This is a genomic window from Mesorhizobium sp. B3-2-1 (assembly GCF_006439515.1).
Classification (GTDB): domain Bacteria; phylum Pseudomonadota; class Alphaproteobacteria; order Rhizobiales; family Rhizobiaceae; genus Mesorhizobium.
Genome location: NZ_VFTI01000007.1, coordinates 157,419 through 171,043 on the forward strand (window position 1 = coordinate 157,419; position 13,625 = coordinate 171,043).

Consider the following 13,625-nt stretch of genomic DNA (forward strand, 5'->3'; position numbering starts at 1 on the left):
CGGTCAGGACTGTCCGCGTCATGGAACGCATGGAAGCCTTTCTGGACGAGACCGACGACAAGCGCCGCATTCCGGCCGCCGGCAAGGTGGCGCTGGTGGCGACCGTCGGCAACGAGGATGGCGCGCGTCATTGCTATGCGGAATGCTTCCAGGCGCTGAACGACGTTGGCTTCACATCCCCGCCAATGGCGGCGCCTACTGGGTCGGCGACGCCATGGGCGACGTCAACTATGTCGACCTGCCGAAAACCCCAAAGGCGGTCGCCGGCATGGTCGAGATGGCGGCGTCGAATGCGGCTCACCTGGCAGCCCTGCTGAAGAGCAAGGCCTATGTCGGCGTGGATGGGTGAGGCGTTCCTTCCCTTCTCAGCACGGCCCGTCGCCGACGATGCGGTAGTCCGAGGCACGGGCCTCGCAGGCATTGGGGAACGTGCGCATTTCGCCATGGCTACGGCCGCATACCGGCGCGTATTCGCGGGTGCAGAAGGTCTGCTCGCCGCCGCCGCCACCGCCGTCGCGGCAGCGACCGTCGCGCACGATGCGGTAACCCGCCCGGTCGGCAAGGCAGGCATTGGCGAAGGTCTGGCGATCTCCGCCGCGCCGGGCGCAGACCGGCTCGTACTGCTTGGTGCAGAATTGCGGCTCGGAGCGCGGTGGACGCGGCCGCGGTCGCGGTCCGTCATCGACGACGACCGTACAGGCGGCAAGAATTGCCGACAGGAACAGGATGGCAAAACCCTGCCGTGAAAAGATGGCCGCAAGAAACCTCATGATCGTCTCTCCCTTGATCCCCGTCCCGGTGCATACCGCCCAAGACTGCCTGGCGGTTCGCTGATAATGATATCGATCAAAACAGGATTTAAATCAGTCGCCTATGGCATGATCCTCGCCATTCCACTGCCAATTGCAACCCCGTTCGCGGCCTCTATCGGGAAATGACGGCGGGATCAGCCACGACCCCGCCGCGTCGCCGGCAATCATCGCTTCTGGCCCATGCATGACCGGGGCTGTGGGCCGATGACCCCTCGGGCAACGAGGCCTATCTGCGGCCGGTCGACGCTCTGATCGGTCGATTTTTGCGTCGGGATGCGCTCATGGCGGCGGCCCGCGGCGCTATCTTGCAACCTTCACGTTTCCGTGCGATAAATTCTGTGTTCGGGCATTTGCGACCCGGAGAGCGGAACGTTTTGGACGACCTTTCCCCGATACTGTGAATCTCTGACGGCCCCGTTTTTCGGCGGGGGGTTTGACCATGCGCCAATGCATGACTGCCGAAAGCAACCACCAGGAACTGCCCTCGACGCCAGGTGGCGGGCAGGACCACCAAGACTGAACGGGTGAAGGAGTTTCCCCAATGGCCCAGACCGGCACCGTTAAATTCTTCAATGCGACCAAAGGCTTCGGTTTCATCACGCCCGACGGCGGCGCCAAGGACGTGTTCGTCCATATTTCAGCGATCGAGGCCTCGGGCCTGCGCACGCTCGTCGACGGCCAGAAGGTCACCTTCGATGTCGAGCCGGACCGCATGGGCAAGGGCCCGAAGGCGGTCAACCTGCGCGCAGCCTGAGCGATCGGCGCGCCGCACATCCCAGGCGGATGGGCGAACGAGGAGCTTGACCAGCAACTGGGCAGGCAGACAGATTTTGAAAGGCGCGGCGGTTTTCGTCGCGCCTTTTTCATGACGCGGTGCAGCATAAACGCATGTCATCGGGAAGTTCATCCGGTCCGGGCCAATGACACGCGTCATAACAAGCACTTAAAGCGCGACGTGCTTTAAGTGCCCGCAAAACTTTCACTTGCCGATAGCGCTAAAATAAAGGACAAATTTCCACTCGGGCATTTGCCGGCCCGAGACTGGAGTTTATGGGATCAAAGGAGCTTCCCATGCCGCAGACCGGCACCGTCAAATTCTTCAATCATGCCAAGGGCTTCGGCTTCATCACACCCGATGATGGCGCGAAGGATGTCTTCGTGCATATTTCGGCCGTGCAGGCGTCGGGTCTTCCGGGTCTCGAAGATGGGCAGAAAGTGACATTCGACACCGAGCCGGACAAGCGCGGCAAGGGACCGAAGGCCGTCAACCTGTCGGTCGGCTGAGCCGGCTTCAAACCGGCGCCGGCGCCCGCAGGTCGGGCCCACGCTCCGAGGTTGCGGCTTTTGACGCCGTGAAGAACGCGTGCGGTTAAATTTTCGTTCAGCCCCCGTTCAGCCACGGTCCCATATTAGTCGTTTGTAAAGCCGGACCGCATCCCCTGCAGAACTGCACGGTCCGGTACGAAGGAGACCAAGATGAACCGTATTTTCAAGACAGCCGTGCTGTCCGCCGCCGTGGTCGCCACGACGCTGGGGACCTTTTCGGCGGCCAATGCCGATGACTGGCGCCGCTGGCACCATCACGGCCATGGCAATGGCGACGCTGTGGCAGCCGGCGTTCTCGGCCTTGCCGCCGGCGCGCTGATCGGTGGCGCGTTGGCCAATGACCGGCCGCCGCCCGAGTCCGACCGTTATTACAATGACGGCTATTACGATCGTGACGTGCGGATACGCCCGGCCCCGGTCCGCCGCTACTACGTGGAACCGCAGGTGGTCTATGCCGACCGCTATGCCGAACCGTGGACGCGCGGCTGGTACGAGTACTGCTCGGACCGATACCGCTCCTTCAATTCCCGCACCGGCACCTTCACCGGCAGTGACGGCGAACAGCATTTCTGCACCGCCAACTGAGGCATCCCTGCCCCAAACAAAAAAGCGCTGACCGCAAGGCCGGCGCTTTTTTGGTATCAGCTTGCTGGGTTTTCGGCCCCAGGGGCGGTCCAGATCTGCCTCAGGTCAAAAACGGATTGGTCCGCCGTTCTTCGCCGAAGCGCCCGCCCGGACCGTGGCCGCAAATGAAGCCGATGTCGTCGCCAAGCGGCAACAGCTTGTCCTTGATCGAGGCGATGAGTGCCGCATGGTCGCCGCCCGGCAGGTCGGTGCGGCCAACCGAACCGCGAAACAGGACGTCGCCGACATGGGCGAATTTGGCGGCCCGATTGTAATAGACGACATGGCCGGGCGCGTGGCCGGGGCAATGCAGCACCTCGAACACATGGCCGCCAAACGACACCGTCTCGCCTTCGGTGAGAAACCGGTCGGGCACGCAATTGCGCACTCCCTCGATGCCGTAGCGCCTGCCCTGGTTTTCCAGATTGTCGAGCAGCACCTTGTCGGCGTCATGCGGGCCGATGATCTCGATGCCGAGTGCTTCCTTCAGCTCCATGGCGCCTCCGGCATGGTCGATATGGCCATGCGTGATCCAGATCGCTTCGGCCGTGATCGCATTGTCCTTCAATACCGCCAGCACCTTATCGATGTCGCCGCCGGGATCGACCACCACGCCGTGCTTGTCGTCCATGTCGAACAGGATGGTGCAGTTCTGCTGGAACGGTGTGACCGGCACGATGCCGGCATTGAGCTGACCCATGATCGTCCTTTCGCTGTGTCAGCGGTGATGTAGAGGCGTGGGCCTGGAGCGTCCAGCCCCGCAAAGGCGAACGGCCGGTCGCCGCAAAAGAAATGGGCGGCCGAAGCCGCCCATTTTGCCAGCCCGAGATTGCAGGCTCATTTCTTCATGGCGCCCATGACCGCGCCGAGAATGCCGGTCAGGATCGCGCCGCCGCCGGCGCCACCGACGATGTTCTGCAGGTTGAGCGCGCTGCCGAGACCGCTCGTCGCCGCCGCAGCTGCATCAGGACTGATCGCCCCGTGGCCGAGCAGGCTGCCGAGGATCGCCGCGCCGCCGACACCACCAATGGCACCGCCCAGGATTTTGGGAAGCTGCCCCATCGCCGCCGTCTTGATAGCCGCGCCTACCGCCTGACCACCGATGATGCCCGTAATGATCTGAATGATGATCGGAAGAAGCGTGTTCATGTCCATATGATTAGTCCCTCCATAGCTGCCAGCCTCCCGGGCCGACACCATCATGAGAGACGCCGAATTTGATGAAAGTCAAATGCACAAACGCTGAAATAAAAGGGGCGGCCCGAAAACCGCCCCTGCTTGCCCGAAAAGCTGTGACTATCGTTATTCTGCGGCGATAGCATGCTTGGGTTGAACGGCGATAGAATAGTCGTTCATGAGATTCTTGGCGATCTCGCCAACTTCGAATCGGTAAGGGCCGATCTCCGAAACCGGGGTTACTTCCGCTGCGGTTCCTGTCAGGAAGCACTGCTCGAACCCTTCGAGTTCTTCCGGCATGATGGCGCGTTCGATGATCTCCAGGCCGCGATCCCTGGCGAGACCGATGACCGTGCGGCGGGTGATGCCGTCGAGGAAGCAGTCGGGCTTGGGCGTGTGGATCTTGCCGTCCTTGACGAAGAAGATGTTGGCGCCGGTCGCTTCCGCGACCTGGCCCCGCCAGTCGAGCATCATCGCGTCGGCATAGCCCTTGGCCTCGGCGGCATGCTTGGACATGGTGCAGATCATGTAGAGGCCCGCCGCTTTCGACTTCGACGGCGCCGTGCGCGGGTCGGGCCGGCGCCATTCCGCCACATCGAGGCGGATGCCCTTCAGCTTCTGCGCCGGGTCGAAATAGCTTGGCCATTGCCAGATGGCGATGGCGACATTGATGCGGTTGTTTTGCGCCGAAACGCCCATCTGCTCGCTGCCCCGCCAGGCGATAGGCCTGACATAGGCGTCCTGGAAGCCCTGCTTCTTCAGAAGCGTGGTCGAGGCGTCGTTGAGCTCGGCCACCGAATAGGGAATCTTGAAGCCGAGCAGGCGCGCCGATTCATGCAGCCGCTCGGTATGCTCGTTGAGCTTGAAGATCTCGCCGCCATACGCGCGCTCACCCTCGAAGACCGCGCTGGCGTAGTGCAGGCCATGGGTCAGCACGTGAATCTTGGCGTCTCCCCACGGGACGAACTCGCCATTCATCCAGATGAAGCCGTCCAGTTGATCGAAAGGAACGGATGCCATGGTAACCTCCCGCGGACCTCGGCCCGCATATCTCAGTGTCGTTGCGTGTTCTTTTTTGGCCGCGCCATGTGATTGGAGACGCCGGCCGGTGTCTCGAAGCGTAAGCGGATAATCGCGTCCTGGCAAACTCAGGAAGTTCCGGAAAAAACCGGCCCACCTTGCCTTTTCGTTCGCAATCCGCCCAAAAGCTTGTCAAAAATTACCATTGCAGGGAAATTACGTCAATAGTACTGACATAATCTCCCGTTCCCATGGAGAAATGATGACGGATAAAAACCCAGCCGCCGGAAAACCGATCAGGACCGCGATCACCAGCGAGGACGGCATCGATTTCGCCATCATCGAACTCTTCTTCTTCGCCTATCGCGACTTCACATCCGATCCCGATCAGATCCTGGCCGATTACGGTTTCGGCCGCGCCCACCACCGCGTGCTGCATTTCGTCAACCGCCGGCCGGGCCTGACCGTCGCCGAACTGCTCGACGTGCTGAAGATAACCAAGCAGAGCCTGGCGCGCGTGCTCAAGCAATTGATCGACACCGATCACGTCGTGCAGTTGCAGGGTCCGCGCGACCGCCGCCAGCGCGAACTCTATCCGACGGCCAAGGGCCGTGCGCTGGCGCTGGCGCTGGCGCGGCCACAGTCGCGCCGCATCCGTGCTGCATTGGAAGATTGCGGTGCCGCCGAACGGACCTTGGTGGAACGCTTCCTCGAAGCGATGGTCAATCCGGAACTGAGAGCTCAGATCGACGTTGGGTCCGCAAAAATGTCAGGGAAAAGCCATGGAGAGCACTGAGAGGATCGACCAGGCGGCCGCACCGGACGACGACGCGCCGCATCTGCTCGTGGTCGACGACGACACCCGTATCCGCAATCTTCTTAAGCAGTATCTGACCGAAAACGGCTTTCGCGTCACCGTCGCCGGCAATGCCGGCGAGGCCCGCCGCAAGCTCGCCGGCCTCGACTTCGACCTGCTTGTGCTCGATGTCATGATGCCGGGAGAAAGCGGCGTCGATCTCACCAAGGCGCTGCGCGCCGAGAAGAACGTGCCGATCCTCATGCTGACGGCCCTGTCGGAGACCGACAACCGTATCTCGGGACTCGAAGCCGGCGCCGACGACTACCTGCCCAAGCCCTTCGACCCGCGCGAGTTGATCCTGCGCATCAACAACATCCTGCGCCGCGGCGGCCCGGCGGCGACGCCCAAGGTCGAACAGCTGGTGTTCGGTCCCTACACCTTCCAGATCGCCAGGCGCGAACTGAAGCGCGGCGGCGAAGCGCTGAAGCTGACCGACCGCGAACAGGAGATCCTGGCGATCTTCGCCGCGCGCGCCGGCGAAACCATCCCCCGCCACGAGCTGGTCGGCGACGATTCGGAAGTCGGCGAGCGCACCATCGACGTCCAGATCAACCGGCTGCGCCGCAAGATCGAGCGCGATCCGTCCAATCCGGTCTGGTTGCAGACCGTGCGCGGTATTGGGTATCGGCTCAGCGTGGAATAGAATGCCGGCGGCGGCCCAAGGGCATGATCCCGAAAAGTGGGAACCGGTTTTCGGAAAAGATTGTGCTCCAACAAAGAGTTAGATCAGGATGACGATTCGGCCAAACGTCATGCTGGTCTAATACCGCCGACGGATGAAAAGAGCCAATGGCGACCACGGAACTGGAAGAGCCGGACAATGACGGCTTGAGCGCACGCGCCACGCGGACGCTCAAGGCGGTGCCGCGCATCTGGAACCGGTTCTGGCGCCTCGTTTCGCTTTACATGCCCAAGCGCCTCTATGCGCGCTCATTGATCATCGTCATCGCGCCGATGATCCTTTTGCAGTCGGTCGTCGCCTTCGATTTCATGGAGCGCCACTGGGCAACCGTGACGCAGCGCCTGTCGCAGGCCACCGTGCGCGACATCGCCGCCATCATCGACCTGATCGAGACCTACCCGCACGACGCCGACTACGCCAGCATCATCCGCATCGCGCAGGACCGCATGCAGCTAAAGGTCGATCTCCTGCCGCCCGACCCGCTGCCGCCGCCCGGTCCAAAACCGTTCTTCTCGATCCTCGACGATGTTCTCTCCGCCGAGATTACCCGCCAGATCAACCGCCCATTCTGGATCGACACGGTCGGCAATTCCAACATCGTCGAGGTCCGCGTCCAGCTCGAGAACAAGGTGCTGCGCGTCTTCGTGCGCCGCAGCCAGGCCTATGCCTCCAACACCCATATCTTCCTGATCTGGATGGTCGGCACCTCGCTGGTGCTCCTGATGATCGCCATCCCCTTCCTGCGCAACCAGATCCGGCCGATCCTGGCGCTTGCCGAGGCAGCCGAAAGCTTCGGCAAGGGCCGGCCGATGCCGCGCGATTTCCGCCCGCGCGGGGCCGAAGAGGTGCGCCGCGCTGGCTTTGCCTTCATCCAGATGCGCGAGCGCATCGAGCGCCAGATCGAGCAGCGCACGGCCATGCTGACCGGTGTCAGCCATGATCTCAGGACCATCCTCACCCGCTTCAAGCTGCAGCTGGCGCTGGCCGGCGGCAAGGCCGAGACCAAGGCGGCGCTGGACCAGGACATCGAAGACATGCAGTCGATGCTGGAAGGCTATCTCTCCTTTGCCAGGGGCGAGGCCTCGGAGGATCCGGGACGTTTCGATCTCGAAGCCTATTTCCAGAAGCTCGGCGAGGAAGCGGGCTTGCGCAAATGCAAGCTGTCGACAACGCTTTCCGGCGATCCGACCGTGCATGTGCGGCCGAACGCCTTCGCGCGGCTGCTGTCCAACATCATCGGCAATGCCTTCCGCTATGCCCGCACCGTCGAGGTCACCGCCAACCATGGCCGTGGCTCGCTTCTGGTCACCATCGACGACGATGGGCCAGGCATTCCGGCCGACAGACGCGAAGACGTGTTCAAACCCTTCGTGCGCCTCGATGAAGCCCGTAACCTCGACGCCAGCGGCACCGGGCTCGGCCTGTCGATCGCCCGTGACATCGCCCGCAGCCATGGCGGCGACATCACGCTCGACGACAGTCCGATGGGCGGCCTGCGCGTCGTGATCAAGGTTCCGGCCTGATTTCTATTTGACTAGCCCAGCATGATCTTGGCTAAAAACCAGTTTCGACTTTTCGGGACTACGGTCTGCTTCATCCGCCCGTCATGAAACCATGGTCAAGAGCGCGCATGAAGCGCGCGATCGCACTTGATTCGTCCTTGCCGCCTCACTTTGACCCCGTGCCCGCCAAGGTGCGCTGGAGCGAAGCGAGGGCGGCCGCCTGGTCGCCGTTCCGGCATCGTTTCAAGGCAACCGCGGACATCGGGAGCAAAGGGCCGCCATGCGCATATTGATGGTCACCGACGCCTGGCGCCCACAAGTCAACGGCGTCGTCCACACGCTGGAGCGGCTCACCGAGACCTTGAAGTCCTTCGACGTCGCGGTCGAGTTCCTGACCCCGAACATCTTTCGCACCCTGCCCTTGCCGACCTACCCCGACATCCGCCTGGCGCTGACCACCCCCGGCCATGTCGCGCGCCTGATCGACGGCTACAAGGCCGACCACGTCCACATTGTCACCGAGGGACCGCTGGGCATCATGGCGCGGCGCTATTGCCGCAATGCCGGCCGGCCGTTCACCACCAGCTACCACACCCGCTTTCCCGAATATCTCAGCGCCCGCCTGCCGGTGCCGGAGAGCTGGGCCTATCGCTGGCTGCGTGATTTCCACAATTCAGGCCAAGGCACGCTGGTCGCCACCCAGTCGCTCGCCGACGATCTCACGGCGCGCGGCTTCAACAAGCTCAGGCCCTGGACGCGCGGCGTCGACACTGAGCATTTCCACCCGGACAAGCGCAAGGACCTCGGCTTCCCCGGCCCGATCTTCCTTTGCGTCGGCCGTGTCGCCGTCGAAAAGAACCTCTCCGCCTTCCTCGATCTCGACCTTCCAGGCAGCAAGGTGATCGTCGGCGAGGGCCCGGAGCTTGCCAAGCTCAAGGCAAAATACCCGCAGGCGCATTTTCTCGGCCATCGTCCCAATGACGAACTGGCCGAAATCTACGCCTCGGCCGATGTCTTCGTCTTCCCCAGCCGCACCGACACTTTCGGCAATGTCATCATCGAGGCACTGGCCAGCGGCACGCCGGTCGCCGCCTATCCGGTGACCGGGCCTATCGACATCGTCGGCGACGGCTTTGGCGGCGCGGTGTCGAACGATTTGCGCCAGGCCTCGCTCGCCGCCCTCAACGTCAGCCGCGACCAGGCCCGCGAGCGCGCCATGCGCTACAGCTGGAAGGCCTGCGCGGAAATGTTCCTCGACGCGGTCGAGGAAGCGCTCGGCACGACGCGCAAGCTGGCGGCCTGAAACCAACCTTTCGTCATCCACGGGCGAAGCCGCCGCGTAGACCCGAGGATCCATTCCGTGACCTGCGAAGGGTGCTTGGGCTGGCGAATTAGAACTTAGCATGAAGACGGCCCGATGCCTCAATTACGAGCAAGAAACCCCTGGACCGCTCCATTCTTCGGCCATTGTCGCGGCATGGATCCTCGGGTGTGCGCGTCCGCTACGCCCGTGGATGACGAAGGCTAAAACAGTCGTCCGCCGTCCGGCACCTTGCGCTCGATGGCGCCCAACACGACGGCACCCTGTTCATCGGGAAAACCGAGCGTCAGCACTTCCGACATGAACGGGCCGATCTGGCGCGGCGGGAAATTGACCACTGCGAACACCTGCCGGCCGATCAAGGTCGCGGGCGTATAATATTTGGTGATCTGCGCCGACGACTTCTTGATGCCGATCTCGGCGCCGAAATCGATCTTCAGCCTGAAGGCCGGCTTGCGCGCCTCCGGAAAAGGCTCGGCTTCGACGATCGTGCCGGCGCGGATGTCGACACGATCGAAATCGGCGAAGCTGATCTCGGGCTTGCGCTCCTTGCTTGAACTCATGTCGAACGCTTCTTGCTCAGGCGTTGCCGAAGGTCTCGAACAGCACGCCGGCGAGCGCGTCCTTGGCCGAGGTTCCCGACCAGACAACGAACTGGAAAGCCTGGAAATAGCACTCGCAGGCTTCCAGCGCCGAGGACAAGAGCACCTCGACTTGCTGGCTCGACGGTTCGACCCCGCCGGCCAGGAGCAGCGACTGGCGGAACATGATCGCGCCTTCCTGCTCCCAGAGGTCGAAATGGCCGAACAGCATCTGTTCGTTGATCAGCGACAACAGCCGCATCACTTCCAGCGTGCGGGTTTCCGGCACCTTGATGTCGAAGGCGCAGGCGAGATGCAGCGCCTCGAAATCCTCCATCCACGAGAAGGACACGTGATAGTCGGTCCAGCTGCCGGCGACCGAGATCGAGATTTCGTCGTCGCCGGCCCGTTCGAAGGACCAGTCATTGTTGTGGGCCACCTGCTCGATCACATCCACCGGATGGATTTCGCGGGAAAATTCGAGTTCGAGAAGTTCCATGGAATGCTTCCTGTGTTCAGGGGAGCGCCACACGCTCCGCGGGGCACACACGACGAACAATCTTGTCTAGAACTCGGACGGCCGGGACTTCTCGACGCAAAGACCCCAGACCGGACCCCACCGCCCGGCGCATGACCCCTGTTCCGAATCATGCAACAAATTCAGTCTATTGATCGGGAGTCGCGTGAACAGCCCAATTTTTCGCACTGCGTCATTCGCATGTGGAAAGGTGCCTGCCACAAAGAGTCACGCAATGCCGGTAAGCGATTCACGGCAAAGCGATTTTCAGGCTGGTGCTTTGTGGAAAAGTTTAACGAATTATTTTTTCGGCTTGGGCTTCGCCGGAGCCGCAGGTGTGGCCTGGCCGGTCAGTTCGGCGATCCTGGCCTCGAGCGTCTCGATGCGCTCGGCGAGCCTGCCGTTCTCTTCCCGCGCCTTGGCCGCCATCTCGCGCGCGGCCTCGAACTCCTCGCGCTGCACGACATCCATGGAGTTGAGGATGCGTTCCGCCTGGCCCTTGAAGGCCGTCTCCACCTCGCGCCGCACACCCTGAGCGGCACCGGCGGCATCGGTCATCAGCTTGGCGAATTCATCGAGAATGCGGTTCGGTCCGGTCGACATGGCAAATCCTCGCTTGCTTGATTGGAATTAGTGACGTGGCGCGAGGAATGCAAGAACGTTGAAGCTAGCTGCGGCTGCTGCGTTGCTATGGCGCACAGCCGCATGGTGAGCGCCACGCCCTTCCGAACGGCTCCGAAGCTGTACTTAGTGGTGGCAAGTCGCCTATTATGACGCCCTCTCTCCCCTTCAGGCACGTTCAATCAGGATAACCAATGGCAACACCCCCGCGCCGACCGACAAATCCGATGGAAGCCGCTGAAGCTGTCTTCAAGCCAGTCAAGAAGCCGGCCGCGGCTCCGCCACGCGAACCCTCCACCACTCCGAATGTCCGCGAGCTTGTCTCGATCAGGATCGACCGGGCCGTGCTCGATCATTTCCAGGAAGATGGTCCCGGCTGGCAGGACAGGATCAACGACGCCTTGCGTAATGTGGTGGCCGGCAAGCCCAGGGGTTGAGGACGTCCGTCCGCGCGATGGACCTTGAAGCGATCCTGTTTACGGACCATGGACGGCCGTGACCTTGCCTTGACCCTGCCAAAACCCTGCCGCATGGTCCGCGCCGATCGCAACCGAGAGCTTTCCGTTGAACGAGTATTTCCTGCTGCCGTTGGCTTCGCTGCCTTTCCCGAACATCAACCCGATCCTCATCCAGATCGGGCCGCTGGCGGTGCACTGGTACGGCATCGGTTACATCGTCGGCATCCTGTTTGCCTGGTGGTATGCCAAGCGGCTCGCCGCCAATCCGAAACTGTGGCCCGACGGCGTCCTGCCGATGAAGCCGGAGGATCTCGACGACTTCATCGTCTGGGCGGCCATCGGCGTGGTTCTGGGCGGCCGCACCGGCTATGTCCTGTTCTATGACCTGGCGCGCTATATCGCCCATCCGCTCGATATCTTCGCCGTCTGGCAAGGCGGCATGTCCTTCCATGGCGGCCTGCTCGGCGTCATCCTGGCCATGACGCTGTTTTCCTTTAAGCGCGGCATCCGCACCTGGTCTCTGTTCGATGTCGTGGCAGCCGGCGTGCCGGTCGGCCTTGGCCTCGTGCGCGTCGCCAACTTCATCAACTCCGAGCTCTGGGGACGGCCTACCGATGTGCCCTGGGCGATCGAATTCCCCAATGGCGGTCCGTTCACCCGCCATCCAAGCCAGCTCTACGAAGCCTTGCTCGAAGGGCTGGTGCTGTTTGTCGTGCTGCGCATCCTCACCCACTCGCGCCTCAAGCTGAGGACGCCGCGCTTCGTCGGCGGCGCTTTCATCTGCGGCTACGGCCTGTCACGCATCTTTGTCGAGTTCTTCCGCGAACCCGACCAGCAGCTCGGCTATCTCCTCGGCACCAATTGGCTGACCATGGGCATGATCCTGTCGACGCCGATGGTGCTGGCCGGAATCTGGGCGATGGCGACAGCCAAGCCAGTGATCCAAACGCAACAGCAAGCGACATGACGCGACTGAAATCCCGCATCGTCGACCTGATCGAGGCGGTTGGCCCGATGCCCGTCAACGAATACATGGCGCTGTGCCTGTTCGATCCGCGCGACGGCTACTACACGACACGCGAACCGTTCGGCGCGGCCGGCGACTTCATCACCGCGCCGGAGATCAGCCAGATGTTCGGCGAACTCGTCGCCGTCTGGTTTTACCAGGCCTGGGCAGCGATCGGCCGGCCGATGCCGGTCACCATCGCCGAGATCGGCCCCGGTCGCGGCACGCTGATGAAGGACATGCTGCGCACCTTGTCGCGGCTCGACCCGGCCTTGGCCAATGGCGCCGCCATCGCCATGATCGAGACCAGCCCGCGCCTGACGGAAATCCAAAAACAGACGCTCGGCGCGACACCATTCGCTGTTTCCTGGCACGAGGTCGTCGGCACGCTGCCGCGGCAGCCGCTGCTGATCGTCGGCAACGAACTGTTCGATGCCGTGCCCATCCGCCAGTTCGTCCGCGCCGGCGCCGAGTGGCGCGAGCGCATGGTCGGCCTGGACGACGCGGACAATCTTTGCTTCTTCGCCGGCGTCGGCTCCGTCGACCCGACGCTGCTGCCCAGGGATGCAGTCGACGCGCCGCAAGGGGCGATCGTCGAAATCGCGCCGGCCCGCACGGCCCTGATGGCGGCGATCGCCGAGCGCATAGCCGGCGACGGCGGCGCCGGACTGTTCCTCGACTACGGGCATCTGCAGCCCGGTGTCGGCGACACGCTGCAGGCCCTGCGCCGGCACAATCACGAAGATGTGCTGGCCAGTCCCGGCGAAGCGGACCTTACCTCCCATGTCGATTTCGCCGCCCTTGCAGCGATCGTGCGCGCGCACGGTCTCGACACCTATCTGTCGACACAGGGCAATTTCCTGCTCGGCATGGGCATTCTGGAGCGCGCCGGCCAGTTGGGCGCGGATGCCGGCCAGCCGGCACGCGACGAGATATCGGATGCCGTCGAGCGCCTCGCCGGCCCGCAAGCCATGGGTGAACTCTTCAAGGTCCTCGCCATCGTTCCGCGCGGCATCTCCGTCAGGCCCTTCGCCACGGCGGATTGACTTTTCATCGCTACCCCTCCCAATCTCCCGTCCGGTAAAAGAGCGGCCGGACCGCCGGCCGCTTTTCCTTGACG

17 protein-coding genes and 1 pseudogene are annotated in these 13,625 nt (G+C 62.8%); 11 read left to right on the plus strand and 7 right to left on the minus strand.

Annotated elements, in window-relative coordinates; genetic code table 11:
• Window positions 1-14 precede the first annotated feature (14 nt).
• Window positions 15-349, plus strand: a pseudogene (locus FJW08_RS10005) (NADPH-dependent oxidoreductase); the annotation flags it as partial.
• A gap of 16 nt (window positions 350-365) precedes the next feature.
• Here FJW08_RS10005 and FJW08_RS10010 read toward each other — a convergent pair.
• A complete protein-coding gene (locus FJW08_RS10010; RefSeq protein WP_140810373.1) occupies window positions 366-770 on the minus strand; it encodes a Kazal-type serine protease inhibitor in 405 nt (134 codons plus the stop codon).
• A gap of 583 nt (window positions 771-1,353) precedes the next feature.
• Between FJW08_RS10010 and FJW08_RS10015 the strand changes: the two genes are divergently transcribed.
• The 3 genes from FJW08_RS10015 (at window position 1,354) to FJW08_RS10025 (ending at window position 2,723) form a co-directional block, all read left to right on the plus strand.
• Window positions 1,354-1,566: a cold-shock protein gene (locus tag FJW08_RS10015; protein ID WP_006202520.1), complete on the plus strand. Its 213-nt coding sequence runs from the start codon at window positions 1,354-1,356 to the stop codon at window positions 1,564-1,566.
• A 317-nt stretch (window positions 1,567-1,883) separates the two neighbouring features.
• The gene (locus tag FJW08_RS10020; RefSeq protein WP_008877668.1) at window positions 1,884-2,096 is read left to right on the plus strand and encodes a cold-shock protein; all 213 of its coding nucleotides are present in this window, start codon (window positions 1,884-1,886) and stop codon (window positions 2,094-2,096) included.
• 192 nt (window positions 2,097-2,288) lie between these two features.
• Entirely contained in the window at window positions 2,289-2,723 is a 435-nt protein-coding gene (locus FJW08_RS10025) for a BA14K family protein (protein WP_140759377.1), read from the plus strand.
• A gap of 100 nt (window positions 2,724-2,823) precedes the next feature.
• On the opposite strand, the gene FJW08_RS10030 is transcribed toward FJW08_RS10025, so the two are convergent.
• The 3 genes from FJW08_RS10030 to FJW08_RS10040 all read right to left on the minus strand — a co-directional run bounded on the left by FJW08_RS10030 (window position 2,824) and on the right by FJW08_RS10040 (window position 4,958).
• On the minus strand, window positions 2,824-3,462 hold the full coding sequence (locus tag FJW08_RS10030) for an MBL fold metallo-hydrolase (RefSeq protein ID WP_140810374.1): 639 nt from the start codon (window positions 3,460-3,462) through the stop codon (window positions 2,824-2,826).
• A 137-nt stretch (window positions 3,463-3,599) separates the two neighbouring features.
• Entirely contained in the window at window positions 3,600-3,917 is a 318-nt protein-coding gene (locus FJW08_RS10035) for a hypothetical protein (RefSeq protein ID WP_140759373.1), read from the minus strand.
• 147 nt (window positions 3,918-4,064) lie between these two features.
• A complete protein-coding gene (locus tag FJW08_RS10040; RefSeq protein WP_140759371.1) occupies window positions 4,065-4,958 on the minus strand; it encodes a branched-chain amino acid aminotransferase in 894 nt (297 codons plus the stop codon).
• A gap of 262 nt (window positions 4,959-5,220) precedes the next feature.
• Here FJW08_RS10040 and FJW08_RS10045 point away from each other — a divergent pair, with 262 nt between their 5' ends.
• From FJW08_RS10045 to FJW08_RS10060, 4 genes are all read left to right on the plus strand, one after another.
• Window positions 5,221-5,754, plus strand: coding sequence for a MarR family transcriptional regulator (locus FJW08_RS10045; RefSeq protein WP_181182888.1), 534 nt, complete (start codon window positions 5,221-5,223; stop codon window positions 5,752-5,754).
• Entirely contained in the window at window positions 5,741-6,460 is a 720-nt protein-coding gene (locus FJW08_RS10050; RefSeq protein ID WP_140759369.1) for a response regulator transcription factor, read from the plus strand. The genes FJW08_RS10045 and FJW08_RS10050 overlap by 14 nt, the downstream gene beginning before the upstream one ends.
• A gap of 146 nt (window positions 6,461-6,606) precedes the next feature.
• Window positions 6,607-8,022 carry an ATP-binding protein gene (locus tag FJW08_RS10055; protein WP_140810376.1) on the plus strand — a complete coding sequence of 472 codons (1,416 nt, stop codon included), beginning with the start codon at window positions 6,607-6,609 and terminating at the stop codon, window positions 8,020-8,022.
• Between the two features lie 259 nt (window positions 8,023-8,281).
• On the plus strand, window positions 8,282-9,304 hold the full coding sequence (locus FJW08_RS10060) for a glycosyltransferase family 1 protein (RefSeq protein WP_140810377.1): 1,023 nt from the start codon (window positions 8,282-8,284) through the stop codon (window positions 9,302-9,304).
• 221 nt (window positions 9,305-9,525) lie between these two features.
• On the opposite strand, the gene FJW08_RS10065 is transcribed toward FJW08_RS10060, so the two are convergent.
• The 3 genes from FJW08_RS10065 to FJW08_RS10075 form a co-directional block, all read right to left on the minus strand.
• Window positions 9,526-9,885, minus strand: a complete 360-nt coding sequence (locus FJW08_RS10065) for a tRNA-binding protein (protein ID WP_140810378.1) — start codon at window positions 9,883-9,885, stop codon at window positions 9,526-9,528.
• A 16-nt stretch (window positions 9,886-9,901) separates the two neighbouring features.
• Complete coding sequence (locus FJW08_RS10070; RefSeq protein ID WP_027143347.1) at window positions 9,902-10,402, minus strand: YbjN domain-containing protein; 501 nt, start codon at window positions 10,400-10,402, stop codon at window positions 9,902-9,904.
• A 318-nt stretch (window positions 10,403-10,720) separates the two neighbouring features.
• Window positions 10,721-11,023: an accessory factor UbiK family protein gene (locus tag FJW08_RS10075; RefSeq protein WP_027143348.1), complete on the minus strand. Its 303-nt coding sequence runs from the start codon at window positions 11,021-11,023 to the stop codon at window positions 10,721-10,723.
• A 212-nt stretch (window positions 11,024-11,235) separates the two neighbouring features.
• Here FJW08_RS10075 and FJW08_RS10080 point away from each other — a divergent pair, with 212 nt between their 5' ends.
• From FJW08_RS10080 to FJW08_RS10090, 3 genes are all read left to right on the plus strand, one after another.
• Window positions 11,236-11,478: a BrnA antitoxin family protein gene (locus FJW08_RS10080; protein WP_140810380.1), complete on the plus strand. Its 243-nt coding sequence runs from the start codon at window positions 11,236-11,238 to the stop codon at window positions 11,476-11,478.
• Between the two features lie 127 nt (window positions 11,479-11,605).
• Window positions 11,606-12,466: a prolipoprotein diacylglyceryl transferase gene (gene lgt, locus FJW08_RS10085; protein WP_140810381.1), complete on the plus strand. Its 861-nt coding sequence runs from the start codon at window positions 11,606-11,608 to the stop codon at window positions 12,464-12,466.
• Window positions 12,463-13,551 carry a class I SAM-dependent methyltransferase gene (locus FJW08_RS10090; protein WP_140810382.1) on the plus strand — a complete coding sequence of 363 codons (1,089 nt, stop codon included), beginning with the start codon at window positions 12,463-12,465 and terminating at the stop codon, window positions 13,549-13,551. Before lgt ends, FJW08_RS10090 begins: the two co-directional genes overlap by 4 nt.
• Window positions 13,552-13,625 lie beyond the last annotated feature (74 nt).